General features: G+C 72.0%; 20 protein-coding genes and 1 pseudogene. 12 read left to right on the forward strand and 9 right to left on the reverse strand.

Annotated elements, in window-relative coordinates:
• Positions 1 to 37: 37 nt before the first annotated feature.
• Together ACFU9P_RS08150 and ACFU9P_RS08155 are read right to left on the reverse strand one after the other, a co-directional pair.
• A complete protein-coding gene (locus tag ACFU9P_RS08150; protein WP_384078274.1) occupies positions 38 to 868 on the reverse strand; it encodes a transglutaminase-like domain-containing protein in 831 nt (276 codons plus the stop codon).
• A gap of 17 nt (positions 869 to 885) precedes the next feature.
• Positions 886 to 2,046, reverse strand: coding sequence for a GNAT family N-acetyltransferase (locus tag ACFU9P_RS08155; RefSeq protein ID WP_384078275.1), 1,161 nt, complete (start codon positions 2,044 to 2,046; stop codon positions 886 to 888).
• Between the two features lie 140 nt (positions 2,047 to 2,186).
• On the opposite strand from ACFU9P_RS08155, the gene fdxA reads away from it, so the two are divergent.
• Complete coding sequence (fdxA, locus tag ACFU9P_RS08160) at positions 2,187 to 2,507, forward strand: ferredoxin (protein ID WP_003985062.1); 321 nt, start codon at positions 2,187 to 2,189, stop codon at positions 2,505 to 2,507.
• Positions 2,508 to 2,656: 149 nt separating this feature from the next.
• Entirely contained in the window at positions 2,657 to 3,769 is a 1,113-nt protein-coding gene (gene dapC, locus ACFU9P_RS08165) for a succinyldiaminopimelate transaminase (RefSeq protein ID WP_384078276.1), read from the forward strand.
• Positions 3,770 to 3,997: 228 nt separating this feature from the next.
• Here dapC and ACFU9P_RS08170 read toward each other — a convergent pair whose 3' ends face one another.
• The gene (locus ACFU9P_RS08170) at positions 3,998 to 4,438 is read right to left on the reverse strand and encodes an ATP-binding protein (protein WP_376375373.1); all 441 of its coding nucleotides are present in this window, start codon (positions 4,436 to 4,438) and stop codon (positions 3,998 to 4,000) included.
• Between the two features lie 352 nt (positions 4,439 to 4,790).
• The gene (locus ACFU9P_RS08175; RefSeq protein ID WP_384078277.1) at positions 4,791 to 5,750 is read right to left on the reverse strand and encodes a hypothetical protein; all 960 of its coding nucleotides are present in this window, start codon (positions 5,748 to 5,750) and stop codon (positions 4,791 to 4,793) included.
• A gap of 129 nt (positions 5,751 to 5,879) precedes the next feature.
• Here ACFU9P_RS08175 and dapE point away from each other — a divergent pair, with 129 nt between their 5' ends.
• Positions 5,880 to 6,959, forward strand: a complete 1,080-nt coding sequence (gene dapE / locus ACFU9P_RS08180) for a succinyl-diaminopimelate desuccinylase (RefSeq protein WP_384078278.1) — start codon at positions 5,880 to 5,882, stop codon at positions 6,957 to 6,959.
• 108 nt (positions 6,960 to 7,067) lie between these two features.
• Positions 7,068 to 7,817, forward strand: a complete 750-nt coding sequence (locus tag ACFU9P_RS08185; RefSeq protein WP_376375380.1) for a TIGR00730 family Rossman fold protein — start codon at positions 7,068 to 7,070, stop codon at positions 7,815 to 7,817.
• A gap of 190 nt (positions 7,818 to 8,007) precedes the next feature.
• Here the strand turns inward: ACFU9P_RS08185 and folP are convergent, their stop codons facing one another.
• Positions 8,008 to 8,880 (reverse strand): dihydropteroate synthase, encoded by an 873-nt coding sequence (folP, locus tag ACFU9P_RS08190; RefSeq protein ID WP_376375382.1) that lies wholly within the window; start codon positions 8,878 to 8,880, stop codon positions 8,008 to 8,010.
• A gap of 135 nt (positions 8,881 to 9,015) precedes the next feature.
• On the opposite strand from folP, the gene ACFU9P_RS08195 reads away from it, so the two are divergent.
• Entirely contained in the window at positions 9,016 to 9,414 is a 399-nt protein-coding gene (locus tag ACFU9P_RS08195; RefSeq protein ID WP_384078279.1) for a hypothetical protein, read from the forward strand.
• The gene (locus tag ACFU9P_RS08200; protein WP_384078280.1) at positions 9,411 to 9,989 is read left to right on the forward strand and encodes a DNA-3-methyladenine glycosylase I; all 579 of its coding nucleotides are present in this window, start codon (positions 9,411 to 9,413) and stop codon (positions 9,987 to 9,989) included. Before ACFU9P_RS08195 ends, ACFU9P_RS08200 begins: the two co-directional genes overlap by 4 nt.
• A 95-nt stretch (positions 9,990 to 10,084) precedes the next feature.
• On the opposite strand, the gene ACFU9P_RS08205 is transcribed toward ACFU9P_RS08200, so the two are convergent.
• A complete protein-coding gene (locus ACFU9P_RS08205; RefSeq protein ID WP_384078281.1) occupies positions 10,085 to 10,888 on the reverse strand; it encodes an enoyl-CoA hydratase/isomerase family protein in 804 nt (267 codons plus the stop codon).
• A gap of 313 nt (positions 10,889 to 11,201) precedes the next feature.
• On the opposite strand from ACFU9P_RS08205, the gene ACFU9P_RS08210 reads away from it, so the two are divergent.
• Positions 11,202 to 11,369 (forward strand): DUF3117 domain-containing protein, encoded by a 168-nt coding sequence (locus ACFU9P_RS08210; protein WP_003966491.1) that lies wholly within the window; start codon positions 11,202 to 11,204, stop codon positions 11,367 to 11,369.
• 157 nt (positions 11,370 to 11,526) lie between these two features.
• Here ACFU9P_RS08210 and ACFU9P_RS08215 read toward each other — a convergent pair.
• A pseudogene (locus ACFU9P_RS08215) lies at positions 11,527 to 12,193 on the reverse strand (O-methyltransferase).
• 152 nt (positions 12,194 to 12,345) lie between these two features.
• Here ACFU9P_RS08215 and sigE point away from each other — a divergent pair.
• From sigE to ACFU9P_RS08240, 5 genes are all read left to right on the forward strand, one after another.
• Positions 12,346 to 13,104: an RNA polymerase sigma factor SigE gene (sigE, locus tag ACFU9P_RS08220; protein WP_376375395.1), complete on the forward strand. Its 759-nt coding sequence runs from the start codon at positions 12,346 to 12,348 to the stop codon at positions 13,102 to 13,104.
• The gene (locus tag ACFU9P_RS08225) at positions 13,101 to 13,961 is read left to right on the forward strand and encodes a zf-HC2 domain-containing protein (RefSeq protein WP_376375398.1); all 861 of its coding nucleotides are present in this window, start codon (positions 13,101 to 13,103) and stop codon (positions 13,959 to 13,961) included. The genes sigE and ACFU9P_RS08225 overlap by 4 nt, the downstream gene beginning before the upstream one ends.
• 89 nt (positions 13,962 to 14,050) lie before the next feature.
• The gene (locus ACFU9P_RS08230; protein ID WP_384078282.1) at positions 14,051 to 15,817 is read left to right on the forward strand and encodes a S1C family serine protease; all 1,767 of its coding nucleotides are present in this window, start codon (positions 14,051 to 14,053) and stop codon (positions 15,815 to 15,817) included.
• 168 nt (positions 15,818 to 15,985) lie between these two features.
• The gene (locus ACFU9P_RS08235) at positions 15,986 to 16,447 is read left to right on the forward strand and encodes a sec-independent translocase (protein ID WP_376375404.1); all 462 of its coding nucleotides are present in this window, start codon (positions 15,986 to 15,988) and stop codon (positions 16,445 to 16,447) included.
• Positions 16,448 to 16,563: 116 nt separating this feature from the next.
• A complete protein-coding gene (locus ACFU9P_RS08240) occupies positions 16,564 to 17,223 on the forward strand; it encodes a hypothetical protein (protein WP_384078283.1) in 660 nt (219 codons plus the stop codon).
• Between the two features lie 85 nt (positions 17,224 to 17,308).
• Here ACFU9P_RS08240 and ACFU9P_RS08245 read toward each other — a convergent pair whose 3' ends face one another.
• Both ACFU9P_RS08245 and ACFU9P_RS08250 read right to left on the reverse strand, forming a co-directional pair.
• Positions 17,309 to 18,469, reverse strand: a complete 1,161-nt coding sequence (locus ACFU9P_RS08245) for an Mrp/NBP35 family ATP-binding protein (RefSeq protein ID WP_384078284.1) — start codon at positions 18,467 to 18,469, stop codon at positions 17,309 to 17,311.
• A gap of 89 nt (positions 18,470 to 18,558) precedes the next feature.
• Positions 18,559 to 19,083, reverse strand: a complete 525-nt coding sequence (locus ACFU9P_RS08250; protein WP_376375778.1) for a DUF1003 domain-containing protein — start codon at positions 19,081 to 19,083, stop codon at positions 18,559 to 18,561.
• Positions 19,084 to 19,109: the final 26 nt, after the last annotated feature.

Here is a 19,109-nt window from a genome sequence, read left to right on the forward strand (position 1 = left end):
CCGGACGGGCTTCCCCACCCGTCCGGCGCTTCGGGTTTCAGTTGAGCATTGCCCGGGCCGCGCGGGCCCGGCGGCGGATCGCCTCCGCCGTGGACGGCTCGACCGCGGCCACGACCCGTGCGTACTCCTCCATCTCCGTCGCGCCCTGGAGGAACTCCCCGCGCTGTACGAGGAGTTGGGCGTGCTCGTAGCGCAGCCTGGCCGGATGCGCGGGGAGCAGCAGGGAGAGTTCGACCGCCCACAGCGCCACATCGGTGCGCTCGGGGCGGGTCGCCGCCCAGGCGCGGATGTTGTTCAGGACGCGCAGCACGATGTCGAGCGGATCGGCCGGTACGAACAGTGCGTCGTCCGGCGGCCCGCCCGTCGCGTCGCCCACCAGCCGCGCGGTGTCGGCGCTGGTCAGCAGGCGCCCGCCGGCGAAGGGATCGGCCAGGATCCGGTCCCGGGGGTCGCCGAAGCCGACCACGAAATGGCCGGGGAGGGCCACCCCGTACACCGGCGCTCCGGCCCGTCGCGCGACCTCCATCCACACCACCGAGAGCAGGATGGGCAGCCCGCGCCGCCGGTGCAGTACCACCGGCAGCAGTGAGGCGTCGAGCCGCTGGTACTCGGCGGGCGAGCCCTCGAAACCGCACCGCTCGCCCAGCAGCTCCGCGAGCGCGACCGCCCAGGCGCGCGCCCCCAGCACCCCGAAGGGCAGCAGCCCCGCCAGCCGGTCCAGCTCGGCCTGGGCCGCGTCGAGCGAGGCCTCGCCCAGCTCGGGGTCGGCCTCCGCGCCCACCAGCAGGCAGAGCGTCGCCAGGTCGGGGCTGGGAGCGCGGGCCTCCTCGGCGAAGCGCCGGCGCAGGTCGTGGGAATCCGGTCGCATATCGGCCTCGTACCCGCTCAGGGGGCTCGGAAGTGGTGGTAGCGGTGGTGGACGGCGAAGCCCATGCCTTCGTACAGCGCCCGCGCCGCCTCGTTGTCCGTCTCGACCTGGAGCCAGGCGGCGGACGCGCCCTCCTCCAGCGCGCGCCGGGCGAGCGCGGTCATCACGGCGGTGGCCAGCCCCTGGCGGCGGTGCTCCGGACCGACCTCCACCGCCATGAACCCGGCCCACCGTCCGTCGACCACACACCGTCCGATGGCCGCGGGCACCTCCCCTGCCCCGGCCACGGAGGCGAACCACACAGAAGGCCCGCTGCCCAGTACGTGCAGCACATGGGGTTCGGCCACATGGGCCCCGGCCACATGGGAGCCCGCTGCATGGCGCCCGGCCACATGGGGGCCTGCCACATGGGGCTCCGGCCCATGGTCTTCCGCGACATGGAGTTCCGGGCCATGTGCGTCGGACCCATGGGGGCCCGCCACATGGGGCTCGGCCACATGTGGCCCCGACCCACCGAACCGCTGGTAGCGGCGCAGCCAGCCAGGGCTCACCGTGCGCTCCAGTCGTACCCCGGAGATGTCGGTGTCCAGGTCCCCGACCGGCGCCAGCGCGGCGATCCGTACCTCCGCCGCCACCTCCGGCCGCCAGCCGTGCCCCTCCAGCTCCGCGCACAGCCGCTCCTGCGTACCCTCGGCGCCGGTCGCGGCCTGGATGTACGCGGGCAGCCCCCGCTCCCCGTACCACTCCCGTACCCGCGCCAGCGCCTCGTCCGGCGGCATCCCGGGGTCGCCGAGCGGCAGTACGGAGTTGGCCCGCCGGGTGAAACCGGACGCGGCCCGCAGCAGCCACTCGCCCAGCGGCTCGCTCTCCACCGGCTGCCAGGCCCGGGCGCCGGCCCGCGCCAGCTCCTCGAAGTCCGCCGCGGGACCCCGGCGCCTGGCCGGGGCGGCCGGTACCACCTTCCCCGCCACCAGAGCCGCCTCCGGCACCCGGACACTCTCCCCGGTGCGGCGTGTGATGAGCAGCACACCGTTGTCCCACGATGTGAGAACGCCAACCGTGTCGGTGAACTTCTCCGCCCCCGCACCGCCCCCCGTCAACTGTCTGACTGATACACGTTTGCCCACGTCAGCCGGGGTCACCCGGACCCGGAGCCGTCCGCCCGCAGTGAATTCCACAGCTCAGTCCGCCCCTCCTGTTCGGATCGTGCTCAAGAACGGAGATACTAGATGCGGGCATCGACGACGCCGCGCTCCCGCGCGCCCGTGGACGGAGCCGCAGATCGGCCCGCCGCGCCCTATCGAGGAGGAACGACAGCGTGACCTACGTCATCGCGCAGCCTTGTGTCGACGTCAAGGACAAGGCGTGCATCGAGGAGTGCCCGGTCGACTGCATCTACGAGGGCTCCAGGTCCTTGTACATCCATCCGGACGAATGCGTCGACTGTGGAGCCTGTGAGCCGGTCTGCCCGGTCGAGGCCATCTTCTACGAGGACGACACCCCGGAGGAGTGGAAGGACTACTACAAGGCGAATGTCGAGTTCTTCGACGAGCTGGGCTCGCCCGGTGGTGCTTCCAAGCTCGGTCTGATCGAGCGCGACCACCCCTTCATCGCCGCGCTGCCGCCCCAGAACGGCTGACAGCGCGCCCCCCGGTCCCGTACGGCCCGCCGCCGTACGGGACCGAGGCGTTTCGCAGGTAGCAGCAGGTAGCAGGTGTCTCGCAGGTACGAGCGCGGTGCGCGCCCAGTGCGAGCGAGCGCCGAGCGCGTACGAGAAAGAGTGAGCACGTGTCCGCTGTCTCTTCGAGCCTCCCCGTCTTCCCCTGGGACCGGCTGGACCCCTACAAGGCGCAGGCCCAGGCCCATCCGGACGGGATTGTGGACCTGTCCATCGGCACGCCCGTGGACCCGGTCCCGGAAGTGATCCGGCGGGCGCTGATCGCGGCGGCGGACTCACCCGGGTATCCGACGGTGTGGGGCACGGCCGCGCTGCGCGACGCGCTGACCGGCTGGGTGGAGCGGCGGCTCGGCGCGCGCGGGGTGGCGCACGAGAACGTACTGCCGGTGCTCGGCTCCAAGGAACTGGTGGCCTGGCTGCCCACCCAGCTCGGCCTCGGCGCGGGCGACCGGGTCGCGTACCCGCGGCTCGCGTACCCGACGTACGAGGTGGGGGCGCGGCTGGCGGGCACCGAGCCCGTGCCGTACGACGTGGAGACCTTCGCCGCCGACCCCGGGTCCGCGGGCCTGGACGGGGTCAAGCTCCTCTGGCTGAACTCGCCGTCGAACCCGACCGGGGCGGTCCTGCCGAAGGACGCGCTGACCCGGATCGTGGCCTGGGCGCGGGAGCGGGGTGTGCTGGTCTTCAGCGACGAGTGCTATCTGGAGCTGGGCTGGGAGGCCGAGCCCGTGTCCGTACTGCACCCGGACGTGAGCGGCGGTACGTACGAGGGGATCGTGGCCGTCCACTCGCTCTCCAAGCGTTCCAACCTCGCCGGATACCGCGCGGCGTTCCTGGCGGGCGACGCGGCAGTCCTGGGCGAGCTGCTCCGGGTCCGCAAGCACGGCGGGATGATGACCCCCGCTCCGGTGCAGGCGGCGACGGTGGCGGCGCTCGGTGACGACGCGCATGTACGGGAGCAGCGCGGGCGGTACGCGGCCCGGCGCGCCGCCCTGCGGGCCGCACTGGAGGCGCACGGCTTCCGTATCGACCACAGCGAGGCGAGCCTCTACCTCTGGTCGACGCGCGACGAGCCGTGCTGGGACACCGTGGCGCACCTCGCGGAGCTGGGCATTCTGGTGGCGCCCGGCGACTTCTACGGCCCCACGGGGGACCGGCACGTACGGGTGGCGCTGACGGCCACGGACGAGCGGATCGAGTCGGCGGTCAAGCGGCTGGGCTGACGGACGCCGACGGATCCCACATGGATCCCGCACCGATGTGGGGAGGGGGAGGGGGGGGGGGGGGGGGGGGAAGGGGGGGGGGGGGAGGGACGAAGGAGGCCCCAAGGGGACCCCAACCCGGGGGGGGGGGGGCCCGGGGAACCATCTCCCCCCCGGCCCCTCCCCACATACACCTCTGCGTGTCTCTATGGTGCGCGCCTATGTGGTGCGCGCCTATGTGCGCGCGGATCAGCCGCCGATCGGCATTCCGACCGGCAGACCGCCCACGAGCGAACCGGCCGAGCCGGCCGGGGCGGAACCGGCGGTCTTCGTGGCGGTGGAGGTGGTGTCGCCCACCACCTGACCGGCGGTTCCCGCGGCGTCACCGGCCAGCTTCTGGACGGCCGGGGTCGCCGTCCTGCCGACCGAGCCGACGGCCTTGCCCGCTGCGGGGACGCCCTTCTTGACGGCCTTGCCGCCGAGGTCGCCCGCCACCTCGGTGGTCTGCCGCGCTCCGCTGTCCAGGGTGCCGCCCACGGCGGCGCCGTCGAGCTTGCTCATCGCGCCCAGATCGGTGGGCTGCGGCAGCGCCGCCGCGCTCGCGGAACCGGCCGCGCCGACCACGGGGGCCGCGCCGACGGCGACGAGCAGCGCGGCACGGGCGATCCGGCGGGTCACGGGGAGGGACATGATGCTCCTTTGACGGGAGGGAAACAGTGCTTGTCCGTCGGTCGGACGGTGTGACAACCGCTCGGAGGGCCGCGGAAGTTGCGGCGGGCGAGGGTAAAGAGTTGGTAATGCGTCGTATTGTCACCAGGGAACGAAAACGGGCAAACACCAGCGTTCCGAAATGGCCGACGAACCGTCACTTCCCTTGCCGACCAGGGGATTTGGCGCGCGGCACGGGCTCGGGCGGGGCTCCAGGACCGTCGGGAGGAAACGCGGTCGGAAGAGCGGAGGACTCGTCCGTACGGGTGACGGGCCGCACGGCTGAGCGATGCCCGCTATGGGGTGTTATGGAGGCCGGCCCGGCCGTGATGAGCTAGCGCGCGGTGCGCAGGCGGACTTCCTCCGTGGCCGCTGTGGACGGGTCGGCGCGCCGCCAGCCCTTGTCCGCCTCCTCCGCGCTCCACACCCGGTCCGCGTACGAGACCTCCTCGATCCGCAGGACCGCGGCCTGGGCCACCGCCCAGTGCGCCAGCTCCCAGCCGCGCCGGGACGCCGAGTCCTCGCCGGGCGCCGGATCCTCGGACGGGCCGGCCTCCGCCTCCGCGCCCGTGGTGACGGACACCGGTACGGACACCTCGGCGCCCGAGCCGGCTGCCCGTACCCCCGGTCCGAAGGAGCGCTCCAGGGCGGCCCGTACCTTCGCCGGATCGCCGGGCCGGGCGCTGTTCGGCGCCGAGCAGGTCAGCGAGGCGGCCGACCGGCCGGTGAGCGCGGCGGCCAGCAGCGCCGCGTCCGGCTCGTGCTTCGCGTACGCCTGCGGGAAGCCGCTGCGCTGGACGCGCTGCGCGGCCTCGGTGAGCGGCAGCCGGGAGTAGCCGGGAACCTTGGCGAGATGGTCGTAGAACTGCCCCGCCGAGTAGACCGGGTCCTGGATCTGAGCGGCCGTGCCCCATCCCTTCGAGGGGCGCTGCTGGAAGAGACCGAGGGAGTCGCGGTCGCCGTGGTTGAGATTGCGCAGCGCGGACTCCTGGAGGGCGGTGGCGAGCGCGATGGTGACCGCGCGCTCGGGCAGCCCGCGGGTGGTGCCGACCGCGGAGATCGTCGCGGCGTTCGCGGCCTGCTCCGGGCTCATCTCGTACGAGGGACTGTCCCCGGAACCACTGTCGCCACTGTCGCCGCTCGCGTCCTGTGCCCGCACCACACACCGAGGAGCGCCACCGCCGCCGGACAGGTATTGCGCCACCACATACCCGGCCAGAGCGAGCAGGACGACAAGGGCGGCGGCGATACGCAGGAGGCGGCCGCGACGGGAGGGGGAAGCGGTCTCGGACACGCGCCCACCGTACTCATGCGCGGCCGGTACGAGATACCAGGGGCGGACCACCGGGTACGGAGTACGAAGGGCCGTGGCACCAGGGACGGAGCAGTCGGGACGCCGGGGACGGAGTACTAGGGTCGGACCATGTCCGAGAATGTGCTCGACCTCACCCTGGACGGCCCGGCGCTCACCGCCCGGCTGGTCGACTTCCCGTCGGTCAGCGGCGAAGAGAAGCCGCTCGCCGACGCCATCGAAGAGGCGCTCCGTGCCCTGCCCCATCTCACCGTCGACCGGCACGGCAACAATGTCGTGGCCAGAACGCGCCTGGGGCGCGACGAGCGGATCATCCTGGCCGGCCATATCGACACCGTGCCGATCGCCGGCAATGTGCCCTCCCGGCTGGACGCCGATGGGGTGCTGTGGGGCTGCGGCACCAGCGACATGAAGTCCGGGGTCGCCGTACAGCTCCGGATCGCGGCCACGGTCCCCGAGCCCAACCGCGATCTGACCTTTGTCTTCTACGACAACGAAGAGGTCTCCGCACATCTCAATGGACTGGGGCATGTGGCGGACGCACACCCCGACTGGCTCGAAGGCGATTTCGCCGTCCTGCTGGAGCCGTCCGACGGGCAGGTCGAGGGCGGCTGCCAGGGCACGCTCCGGGTGCTGCTCCGTACCAGTGGGGAGCGGGCACACTCCGCGCGGAGCTGGATGGGGTCCAACGCCATTCACACCGCGGCACCGATCCTGGCCCGCCTCGCCGCGTACGAGCCGAGGCGCCCGGTGATCGACGGGCTGGAGTACCGCGAGGGCCTCAACGCCGTACGGATCGAGGCCGGCGTCGCCGACAACGTCATCCCCGACGCGTGCACCGTCACCGTGAACTACCGCTACGCCCCCGACCGCGGTCCCGACGAGGCCCTCGCCCATGTCCACGAGGTCTTCGCGGACTGCGGGGTCGAGGAGTTCGTCGTGGACGACCACTCGGGCGCGGCCCTGCCGGGCCTCTCGCACCCCGCCGCTGCCGCTTTCATGACGGCCGTCGGCGGAACGGCACAGCCCAAGTTCGGCTGGACGGATGTCTCGCGGTTCGGCGGACTCGGGGTGCCCGCGGTCAACTACGGCCCCGGTGACGCCCTGCTCGCACACAAGCGCGACGAACGGGTGGCCGTCGAGCGGATCACCCACTGCGAGGAGCGGCTCCGCAACTGGCTGACCAAGTGAACCGTCTCACCAAGTGACGGTCTGATCGTCTGCCGGAATTTCGCCGATTGTCACGCGCGGGGACCTACTCTGGCGCAGAACAACGCACAGTAGCGGAGGGAGCGGGTCATGAGCATGCCTGACGGAGCGCGGAGGCCTGAGGAACAGCGGCTCGGACCGGTGATCCGCCGTCGGGAGCAGGTGCAGCCCGGGACGACCGACCAGCGGCTGCTGGACACCGAGGGCGACTCGGAGTGGGTGCACACCGATCCCTGGCGGGTGATGCGCATCCAGTCGGAGTTCGTCGAGGGCTTCGGTGCCCTCGCCGAACTGCCCAGCGCCATCAGCGTGTTCGGCTCGGCGCGGACCCCCGTCGGCTCACCGGAGTACGACGCGGGTGTCCGGATCGGGGCGGCGCTCGTCGACGCCGGGTTCGCGGTGATCACGGGCGGTGGCCCCGGCGCGATGGAGGCGGCCAACAGGGGGGCGCGGGAGGCCGAGGGGATCTCGGTGGGCCTGGGTATCGAGCTGCCCTTCGAGCAGGGCCTCAACCCGCATGTCGACATCGGTGTCAACTTCCGTTACTTCTTCGTCCGCAAGACGATGTTCGTGAAGTACGCGCAGGGCTTCGTGGTCCTGCCGGGCGGGCTCGGCACGCTGGACGAACTGTTCGAGGCGCTCACCCTGGTCCAGACCCGCAAGGTCACCCGCTTCCCGATCGTCCTCTTTGGCACCGCGTACTGGGGCGGTCTCATCGAGTGGCTGCGGACCACGGTCGTCGCGCAGGGCAAGGCCTCCGAGAAGGACCTGCTGCTGTTCCATGTCACGGACGACGTGGACGAGGCGGTCGCGCTGGTGACCAAGGAAACGGGAAAGTAGCGGCGGATCGGGACGGCGGATCGGGAACGCACCCGGCCCGGCGGCCAGCACGCCCCGAGGCCTCCGGCGCCCCATGGTCCCGGGCGTCCTGAGGTCTCCGGCGTCCCAGGGTCCCCGGCAGTCCCGCACGCTGGATCTCTGCCCGAGCCTCAGCCCGGGTTCCCGGCGTCCCAGGGTCCCCGGCAGCCGGTCAGGCCAGGCCCCGGCGGGCCACCGCCGGGGGCCGGTGGCCCGCGATGGACGCCACCATGTCCAGCACCTGCCGGGTCTCCGCGACCTCATGGACGCGGTAGATCCGCGCCCCCAGCCACGCCGAGACCGCCGTCGTCGCCAGCGTGCCGATCAGCCGCTCCTTGACCGGCCGGTCGAGCGTCTCGCCGACGAAGTCCTTGTTCGACAGCGAGACCAGCACCGGCCAGCCCGTCTCCGTCATCTCGCCCAGCCGCCGGGTCGCCTCCAGCGAGTGCCGGGTGTTCTTGCCGAAGTCGTGCCCCGGGTCGATGACAATCCCGTCCCGCCGCACCCCCAGCTCCAGGGCGCGCTCGGCCAGCCCCAGCGTCGTCCGCAGGATGTCCGCCATCACGTCGTCGTACGCGATCCGGTGCGGCCGGGTCCTCGGCTCCGCCCCGCCCGCGTGCGTACAGACCAGCCCCACGCCGTACCGCGCCGCCACCTCGGCCAGCTTCGGGTCCACCCCGCCCCACGCGTCATTGAGCAGATCCGCGCCCGCCTCGCAGACCGCCTCGCCCACCTCGTGCCGCCAGGTGTCCACGCTGATCACCACATCCGGGCAGCGGCGGCGCACCTCGGCCACGAAGCCGACCGTACGACGCGCCTCCTCCTCGGCCGTGACCTCCTCCCCGGGCCCCGCCTTCACTCCGCCGATGTCGATGATGGCAGCACCCTCGGACACCGCCCGCTCGACGCGGTCGAGGGCGGGCCCGTCACGGAAGGTCGCGCCCTGGTCGTAGAAGGAATCCGGGGTCCGGTTGACGATCGCCATGATCACCGGCTCGTACGGTCCGAATTCCCGCCGCCCCAGCCGCAGAGTCCCGCCGCTCATCCGCTGTCTCCTTCTCGCACTCGCGCCCGTCTGCGACCTTAGGGCCTCTTCCTCCCCCAAGCCCTGCCGAGGTCCGTCGCCCGATCCCCTGCCGCCTGGGGCCTTGTCGCCCGGAGGCGACCTGACCGGCCCGGCATGGCACGATCGGCACCGGACGTTTTCCTGCCCGGGGAGAAGCTCGTGTTCTTGTTCTTGCTCATCGCGATGGTCGTGGTCGTCGCCGCGGTCACCCTCGCGGTCATCGGCGGCGGCGAGCACGCGGTCCTGCCGGAGGCCGCCCCCGAGCGGCTGGTGGACCCGCTGCCCGTGACCCGCCCGGTCGGCTGCGCCGATGTCGAGGCCCTCCGGCTGCCCCTCGGCCTGCGCGGCTACCGGATGGCGGACGTGGACGACGTCCTCGGCCGGCTCGGCGCGGAACTGGCCGAGCGGGACGCGCGGATCGCGGAGCTGGAGGCGGCGCTGGCCGGGGCCCAGGCGACCGCGGTCTCCTCCCCCGACCTCTTCAAGAAGCCGGGAGAGGACAGCGGCCGATGACCGGCGGCACGGTGGAGGGTCCCGACGGGCGGCCGCGCTGCCCCTGGGGCATGTCCACGGAGGGCTACGTCGCGTACCACGACTCCGAGTGGGGCCGGCCGGTCCGCGGCGACGACGCGCTGTTCGAGCGGCTGAGCCTGGAGGCGTTCCAGTCGGGGCTGTCCTGGATCACGATCCTGCGGCGGCGCGAGGGCTTCCGCGCCGCGTTCGCCTCGTTCAAGATCGCGTCCGTGGCGGAGTTCACCGACGCGGACCGCGAGCGGCTGCTCGCCGACCCGGGCATCATCCGCAACCGCGCCAAGATCGACGCGACCCTCGCCAACGCCCGGGAGCTGGCAAGCTGGCCGGCCGGTGAGCTGACCACCCTGATCTGGTCCCACGCCCCCGACCCGCCGCGCCCGGCACCCAGGACGTCGGCCGACATCCCGGCGGTCACGGACGAGTCGACGGCGCTGGCGAAAGACCTGAAGAAGCGGGGCATCCGCTTTGTGGGCCCCACCACCGCCTATGCCCTGATGCAGGCCTGCGGCCTGGTCAACGACCACCTGGCCGACTGCGCGTTCCGTACGCGCTGAGGACGCCCTGAGGTCGGCCACTTCAAGCCCGTCCGGCGATCGAGGACGAACCGGCAGCCGGCCGGACCCGGCGACCCGGACAGGGCCCGCCGCCGTCAGTGGCCCACGTACACCGGCTTCTGCTTCGCCAGGAACGCCCGCACCGCGATCGCGTGGTCGTCCGAGGCGCCCGCCTTCGACTGGAGCTCGTCCTCCTTCTCCAGCGTCTCGGCCAGCGTGTGCGCCGCCCCGTACGCCAGCGATTCCTTCAGCGCCGCGTACGCGAAGGTCGGGCCCGAGGCCAGCGCGCGGGCCACCGCGGCGGCCTCGGCCGCCAGGTCGGCCGCCGGGACCAGCTTGTTGACCATGCCCCACTCGTACGCCTCAGCCGCCGCGACCGAGCGCGGGAACAGCAGCAGATCCGTCGCCCGGCTCCGCCCGACCAGCCGGGGCAGGGTCCACGAGACGCCCGAGTCCGCGGTCAGCGCGACCCCCGCGAAGGCCGTGTTGAACGAGGCCGTGTCCGCCACCACCCGGTAGTCCGCCGCCAGGGCGAAGCCCAGTCCCGCGCCCGCCGCGACCCCGTTGACCCCCGCCACCACCGGCTTGGGCATCCCGGTGATCGCCCGCAGGATCGGGTTGTAGTGCTCCCGTACGGTCGTCATCGTGCCGCCGGTGCCCGTGGCCCGGTCCGCTTCGAGCAGGGTGGTGTGCTCCTTCAGGTCCTGCCCCACACAGAACGCCCGGTCGCCCGCGGCGGTCAGCAGCACGGCCCGTACGGAGGTGTCGTCGGCGGCGGCCGCCAGCGCGTCCCTGAGAGCGGCCTTGGCCTCGACATTCAGCGCGTTCATGGCCTCGGGCCGGTTGATCGTGATCGTTGCCAGTCCGTCAGTCACGTCGTGCAGCACGGTGTCGGCCATGATCGGGTTCCCTTCGGGGCTCGGGCAGTCCTGTCCGGCCCCAGCATGGCGGAGATCACCGGCGCCGGGCATGTGACCTGCGTCTAAGAATGCCGGGCCGCCGTCGGGCGGACGGTGGCGAAGTATCGCAGGCGGATCGCCGAATTGAGTGGTTTTGCGGGAGCGCGTTGCACAAGCGATGCCGCCCGATGTTGGTCATCGGGTCCCGCCATGCGGGATAATGGGCTGGAAGCAATGTGTTCGATGCCGGTGACACAGCGCCTGTGATGGGGCCGCCGGCTGCGATGAGCTGGTTTCAGGAAGGGGAACGAGCATGGCGGCCATGAAGCCGCGAACGGGCGACGGCCCGCTCGAGGTGACCAAGGAGGGGCGGGGCATCGTCATGCGCGTTCCGCTCGAAGGCGGCGGTCGGCTTGTCGTCGAGCTGACTCCGGACGAGGCGGATGCGCTGGGCGACGCGCTGAAGAAGGTCGTCGGCTGAGCGAGAGGCTCACAGTCTTCGGGGTGCACGGCCACCCGCGGACCGGCACCGGCTCTGCCCCGGCACGGACGAGACTCCGTACCGGGGCAGCGTCATGTCCCGGTGTCTCATTTCGTACGTACGGTGACTGCCCACCGGGTGCGTACGGTGACCCGCGTCAGCCCCGCCGTACCGCGCACAGCAGCCCGTCGCCCACCGGCAGCAGCGACGGCAGCAGCTCCTGGCTCTCCCGTACGGTTCTCAGCAGCTCCCGCAGCCGCAGCACCTCCGCCGGCTGGGCCGCCGAGTCGACCGTCCTGCCGTCCGCGAAGACCCCCTCGAAACAGACGAGTCCGCCGGGCCGCAGCAGCCGCAACGATTCAGCGAGATAGTCGAGGCACTCCAGCCGGTCGCCGTCGCAGAAGACCAGGTCGTATCCGCCGTCGGCCAGCCTCGGCAGTACGTCGAGGGCCCGGCCGGGGATGAACCGCGCGCGGTTCCCGGCGAAGCCGGCCGCGCGGAAGGTCTGCCGGGCGAACTGCTGCCGCTCGGGCTCGGTGTCGACCGTGGTCAGAACGCCGTCCGGACGCATGCCCAGCAGCAGATACGTCCCCGAGACCCCGGTGCCGGTGCCGATCTCGGCCACCGCCTTCGCGTCCAGTGTGGCGGCCAGCAGACGCAGCGCGGCTCCGGTGCCTGGTGACACCGAGCGAAGCCCTGTCTCACGGGCCCGGTCCCGGGCCCAGCGAAGTGCTTCGTCCTCGGCGACAAAGGCGTCGGCGAACGCCCAGCTCGTCTGCCGGTTGGCGGTAATGTCCCTCTCCTTGTCCCCGTTGGCGGCGCAACGGTGACTGTATCCGCTGCGCCCGGGAACCCGCAGATGGGACCGGGCGTTATGCAGGGGTGTGGCCCCCTCGTGATCAGCGCGGTTCGGCAGGGGGAGCCGGTCCGAATTTCGCGTAAAGATTCTTATCCGGAGCTAACGGGCGGAGTGGCTATGGTAGGGGCTCCACTGGACACCACCAGAGCCGATAGGGGAGGTGCGGCTGAGCCTGTGGATCGGGGAGGAGTGCTCACGCGCTGTCTCAGGTCGGCCGGCAAGCCGAAATCCGTGACCAACTTCGCTGACCGTTCTCGCTCTACCGACTCCGCAGTTACCGCGACCTTCGCATCGGATGCGGAATCGCTGGCGTGGACGCCTCCCACCTGGGAGGAGATCGTCAGCACGCACAGCGGACGCGTCTATCGCCTCGCCTATCGTCTCACGGGCAATCAGCACGACGCCGAGGACCTGACCCAGGAAGTCTTCGTCCGGGTGTTCCGCTCGCTGTCGACGTACACCCCCGGCACCTTCGAGGGCTGGCTGCACCGGATCACCACCAATCTCTTCCTCGACATGGTCCGCCGCAAGCAGCGGATCCGGTTCGACGCGCTCGGGGACGACGCCGCGGAGCGGCTGCCCAGCCGCGAGCCCTCGCCCCAGCAGGCCTTCCACGACACCCACTTCGACGCGGATGTGCAGCAGGCGCTGGACACCCTCGCGCCCGAGTTCCGCGCCGCCGTGGTGCTCTGTGACATCGAGGGCCTGTCGTACGAGGAGATCGCGGCCACGCTCGGCGTGAAGCTCGGCACGGTACGGAGCAGGATCCACCGGGGCCGCTCGCATCTGCGCAAGGCGCTCCAGCACCGTTCGCCCGAGGCCCGAGCCGACCAGCGCGCCTTTGTGAGCGTGGCCGGGGAGGGCGGAGCGGCGTGAGTGGCACAAGTCCGACCCCCGCCGAACAGCACCTGGGCGACCGGCTCGCCGCCCTGGTGGACGGAGAGCTGGACCATGACGCCCGCGAGCGGGTGCTGGCCCATCTCGCGACCTGTGCCAAATGCAAGACGGAGGCCGACGCTCAGCGACGGCTCAAGAGTGTCTTCGCCAAGACCGCGCCGCCCGCGCCTTCCGCGGGACTTCTCGCCCGCCTTCAAGGACTGCCCGGCGGGGCTCCGGGAGATGATGACAGCGGAAAGGGGCTGTTCGACGGGGGGCGCTTTGGTGAGGGCGTCTTCGGTGTGCGGACGGACGGCTTCGGTTATGTCCCGGCGGGTGCGCATGCCGGCGCGCTGTCCGGCGGCTCCGGTTTCCGTATCCATGAGGTCGCCCGCCAGGAGGCCGAGCGCTCGCCGTGGCGCGGACGGCGCTTCGCCTTCGCCGCCGCCAGCGCGGTGTCCTTCGCGGCGATGGCCCTCGGCGGCACGATGCCGCTCGGTACGGCTGCCGATGCCCTGCCCAGGGGTACGGGGAACAATGTGACGCCCATGCGGGCCCCCGGCACCACCCCGGCGGGCACCGAGCCCGGCCGGCGCCAGGGCGGCGGACTTCTGCCGTATTCGCTGGACCGCCCGACTGGAGCGGCTCCTCCCGGTGTCTTCCAGACACAGACCCTTGCCGAGCACGCCTTCCCGACGGGCTTTCTCGGGGGCGGGGCGCAGTCACCGCTGATACGGCCCGCGGGCCCGGCCGTCCAGATCGACGCGGCCTCCGGGATCAGCCCCACCGCCACCCCGAACCCCACCCAGCTCGCGGCGCCCACACTGCCCGCGAGCGCGCTCTCGGCCCGGCGCTGAGCGGACCCCTGCGCGGACCTTCGTAAACCTGGTTGAATCCTTGCAGGGGTGCCTCTCGCGGGGCGCGGAACGGCAGTTGCGGGGAGAGCATGGACGACGGGAAGCCCACCGGACCCAAGGCGAAGTGGTGGAGCCGTCCGCCGGAGGGGCGTGCGGTACCACAGGGCCCGGAGGTGCCACCGGCCCGGAGCGGCGAGGCGGCAGCCGGGGCGGCCGAGGTCACGGCGCAGTTGCCTCCCGTTACCGACGAGGCGTCAGCGCCCGGTGCGCACACCGCCGGGCATGCCCCGCTCCCCGCCGAGCGCGCGCCCATGCCCGTGGACCATGCGCCGATGCCCGCCGAGCAGGCTCCGGCGCCCGCCGACGCGGCTCCGGCTCCCGCTTCCGTACAGCAGGCGCAGGGGCGCCCGCAGCCGCTGCATGAGCCCGACGTGTACAGCACACCGCCCTACGGCGGTCCCGGCCCCTGGGCGCCCGCACCGCCCGTACAGCTCCCGACCCCGGCACACGGCACCCCGCTGCCGCCGCCGTACGCGAGCCCCCAGAACCACCAGAGCGCGCAGAGCGGGCTCAACTACCCGCCGCCGCAGCCGCCGCACCAGGGGCAGCACCCTGCCCCCACCCAGCCGCTCCCGCAGCCCGCCCAGTCTGCCCAGGCTGCCCAGTCCGGGCAGTGGCTCCAGTACGACCCGTGGAACACCGCCGCCCCGGTCCAGCCCCTCACCCACCCCGGCGAGCCGCGCAGGACCAGGCGCCGCCGGGCCGGTGCCGCGGGCGCGGTCCTGCTCCTGCTCTGCGGCTGTGTCCTGGGCGGTGCGGTCGGCGCGTACATCGAGCGCAACGGCGGCTTCACCACCGTCGAACTCCCGCAGGCCGACCGGGAGTCCGGCGGCCGCGCCCCCGACAGCGTCGCGGGCATCGCCGCCAGCGCCCTGCCCAGCGTCGTCACCCTGCATGTCAGCGGCAGCGACGAACAGGGCACCGGCACCGGCTTTGTCCTGGACCGGCAGGGCCACATCCTGACGAACAACCATGTCGTCCAGCCCGCGGGATCCTCCGGCGAGATATCGGTCACGTTCAGCGGCGGCCAGACCGCCAGAGCCGAGCTGGTCGGCAAGGACAGCGGTTACGACCTCGCCGTGGTCAAGGTCACCGGAGTCTCCGGGCTGAAGCCGCTCCCGCTGGGCAACTCCGACAATGTCCGGGTCGGCGATCCGGTCGTGGCCATCGGCGCCCCCTTCGACCTGTCCAACACCGTGACCTCCGGGATCATCAGCGCCAAGGAGCGCCCCATCACCGCGGGCGGCGAGAGCGGCGACGGCAGCGATGTGAGCTATGTCGACGCCCTCCAGACCGACGCCCCCATCAACCCGGGCAATTCGGGTGGCCCGCTGGTCGACACCCGGGCCCGGGTCATCGGTATCAACAGCGCCATCCGCGCCGCCGACAGCGGCACCGGCCTCGGCGGCGGCCAGTCGGGATCCATCGGCCTCGGCTTCGCGATACCCATCAACCAGGGCAAACGCGTCGCCGAGGAGCTGATCAACACCGGCAAGGCCACGCACCCCGTGATCGGGGTCAGCCTGGACATGGAGTACGCGGGCGACGGCGCCCGGGTCGGCACCGAGGCAGCCGGCGGCGGCCCCGCGGTGACCGCCGGCGGCCCCGGCGCCAAGGCCGGCATCAAGCCGGGCGATGTGATCACCCAGGTCGACGGCCAGCGCGTGCACAGCGGTGAGGAGCTGATCGTCAAGATCCGCGCCCACCGCCCCGGCGACCGGCTGGAGCTGACCCTGCTGCGCGGCGGCAGGGAGCGGACCCTGACGGTGGCTCTGGGCTCGGCGGACGGGAGCTGACGGTGGTGCGGCCGGCCGGTGACGTGCGGACGGCACCTGCCGGTCACCCGAAGGTACCGCCCGGACAGGTGCGCCAGGTACCGTGGAGCGGCCCGGACCTCGACCACTTCAGGCCAGGACGGCCCCCGCTTCCGTCCGCGGACATGGAGAACAACAAGGAGCAGCAAGGTGTTCAATGACATCGGCGCACTTGAGCTGGTCACGATCGTGGTCCTCGCCGTGCTCGTGTTCGGTCCTGAGAAGCTGCCCAAGGTCATCCAGGACGCCTCCCGCTTCATCCGGAAGATCCGTGAGTTCTCCGAGAGCGCCAAGGAGGACATCCGCTCCGAGCTGGGCCCGGAGTTCAAGGACTTCGACTTCGAGGACCTCAACCCCAAGACGTTCGTCCGCAAGCAGCTCATGGACAACGACGAACTGGGGCTGAAGGAGATCCGCAGCAGCTTCGATCTCCGCAAGGAGATGGCGGATGTGGCCGACGCGGTGAACGGCCATGAGAGTGGCCCGGTGAAGGACGCCCCGGTGGCCCCCGTCGGGTCGGCGAACGGTTCCTCCGGCACTCCCGACCTGCTCAAGAAGCGTGAGACGCCGGTTCGCGACGACCGTCCGCCCTTCGACGCAGACGCCACCTGAGCGCCTTCAATCCCAGCGCGCCGCCATGGGGTGGCTATCCTCCATCTGTCCGGCAGTGAGGCGCCCGTAGGGGGCGGGCCGCTCCGGACGCACGAGATCGAGGAGGCGCCGGCCAGATGGAGACGACGAGCCGGGCTGGGGCGTGGAGCGCCAGCTCATCCACCGTCGGGGGAGTGGCGGCGGTCGCCCGCCGCACGGTCGCGGAGTATCTGCGCGCGCCGTTCCCGTGGTACGGACTGGATGAGGCGTTCACCGGGCCCCGCTGGCTGATGCAGGTCGGAGCCACGGCCGACGGAACGGTTCGCCACGGCGCCACCGGCCATGGGGAGGAGCCGTCGATAAGGCCGGACCCCGCGGTGGACACGGACCGCTTCGCGGTGGTGATCACGGTCGCCACCAGCCCCGAGCGCCGCAGCGGTGACGGCGGCCACCTGGACGCCACCACGGCCTCCTCGGCCGCCTGGCTGGCTGGCTCGGGGCTGCTGTCCTCGACCTGGCCCCCGCAGCTCGACCACGCCCTGCGCGACGACTGGCTGAACCAGCAGACGGAGATCGCGTTCGAGCTGGCCGACGATCTGGAAGGGTCCGCCTGGTCGTCCCTGGCGCTGCCGGTCGACGGGGTGCCGACGCCCTTCCACTACCGCGAGTCCGAGTACGGCTGGGTGCTGGCGGGGTCGACGGGCGGCCAGGTGCATCTGGGGGCCTACGGCCGTGGGATGAGCGCGTACGGCCTGGGCTTCTCGGTGATCGAGGACATCCGCGCGTACGACGAGTAACACCGGGCACGAGCACGCATGTGTAAGGGGCGACCGCAAAAGCGGCCGCCCCTTACACATGGACTGCACACAGGCCTATGGAGCCTCAGAACTTATTGCGCGGGGTGATCCCCAGCGACATGCCCGCGAGCCCGCGCTGCCGCCCGCCCAGCGTCGCCGCGACCTCCCGCAGCGCCACCGCCGCGGGCGAGTCCGGGTCCGAGAGCACAATGGGCTTGCCCTCGTCGCCGCCCTCCCGCAGCCGTACGTCGATGGGGATCGCGCCCAGGACCGGCACCGTCGCGCCCGTCGTCTTCGTCAGCCCCTCGGCGACCAGCTTGCCGCCGCCGGTGCCGAAGACATCGATGATCTCGTCGCAGTGCGGACAGGGCAGACCCGACATGTTCTCGACCACGCCGACGATCTTCTGATGGGTCTGTACGGCGATGGACCCGGCCCGCTCCGCCACCTCGGCCGCGGCCTGCTGCGGGGTCGTGACCACCAGGATCTCCGCGTTCGGCACGAGCTGCGCCACCGAGATCGCGATATCGCCCGTCCCCGGCGGCAGATCGAGCAGCAGGACATCCAGATCGCCCCAGTACACATCCGCGAGGAACTGCTGGAGCGCGCGGTGCAGCATCGGCCCGCGCCACACCACCGGCGAGTTGCCCGGGGTGAACATCCCGATCGAGATCACCTTCACACCGTTCGCCGACGGCGGCATGATCATGTTCTCGACCTGGGTGGGCCGGCCGTCCGCGCCGAGCATCCTGGGCACGCTGTGGCCGTAGATGTCCGCGTCGACGACACCGACCTTCAGCCCGTCGGCCGCCATCGCCGCGGCGAGATTGACCGTCACCGAGGACTTGCCGACGCCGCCCTTGCCCGACGCCACCGCGTACACCCGGGTCAGCGAGCCCGGCTTCGCGAAGGGCACCTCGCGCTCGGCGGTGCCCCCGCGCAGCGACGACGTCAGCTCGCGCCGCTGCTCGTCGCTCATCACGTCCAGCGTCACGGCGACCCGGGTGACGCCCTCGACCCGGGCGACCGCGTCCGTCACGCTCCGGGTGATGGTGTCCCGCATCGGGCAGCCGGCCACCGTCAGATAGACCGTGACGGCCACCGTGCCGTCCTCGGCGATCTCCACCGATTTGACCATGCCGAGATCGGTGATCGGCCGGTGGATCTCGGGGTCGTTCACCGTCGCGAGCGCCGCGCGCACCGCCTCTTCGGCGGGGACGGAGGTTCCGTACGTGTCGGTAGCCATACCGAGATGGTACGGCGCCGGGTGCCACCGGGGGAAAGGCCGCCCGCGCGGCCCGTGCGAAAAGCCCTCACGGTCGCCGGCGACCGGTCTCAGTGATCGGAGTCCTCACGGCCGCGCACGGTCTCGGGCGGGAACACCACCCGGTGCTCCACCATGTCCCGTACCAGATCCTGGAGTTCGGAGCGGATCCAGTCCCGGGTGGCGACCTCGCCCAGGCCCATCCGCAGCGCCGCGATCTCCCGGGTCAGATACTCCGTGTCCGCGATGGAGCGCTCGTTCTGCTTGCGTTCCTGCTCCTGGGTGACCCGGTCCCGGTCGCCCTGGCGGTTCTGCGCCAGCAGGATCAGCGGCGCGGCGTACGAGGCCTGGAGCGACAGCATCAGGGTCAGGAAGATGAACGGATACGGGTCCCAGCGCAGCCAGTGCGGCGCGGTGACGTTCCAGACCAGCCAGACGATGATGACCAGGGTCATCCAGACGATGAAGCGGCCCGTCCCCAGGAACCGCGCGATCCGCTCCGACAGCACCCCGAAGGCCTCGGGATCGTACTCGGGCAGCAGTCTGCGCCGGGGCGCCAGCGGCTGGTCGAGCCGGCTCCGGCCGCCCCGCGACAGCGCCGTCGAGCCGCCGACGGTCCTCG

The organism is Streptomyces sp. NPDC057617 (assembly GCF_042800555.1).
In the GTDB taxonomy this organism is placed as follows: domain Bacteria; phylum Actinomycetota; class Actinomycetes; order Streptomycetales; family Streptomycetaceae; genus Streptomyces.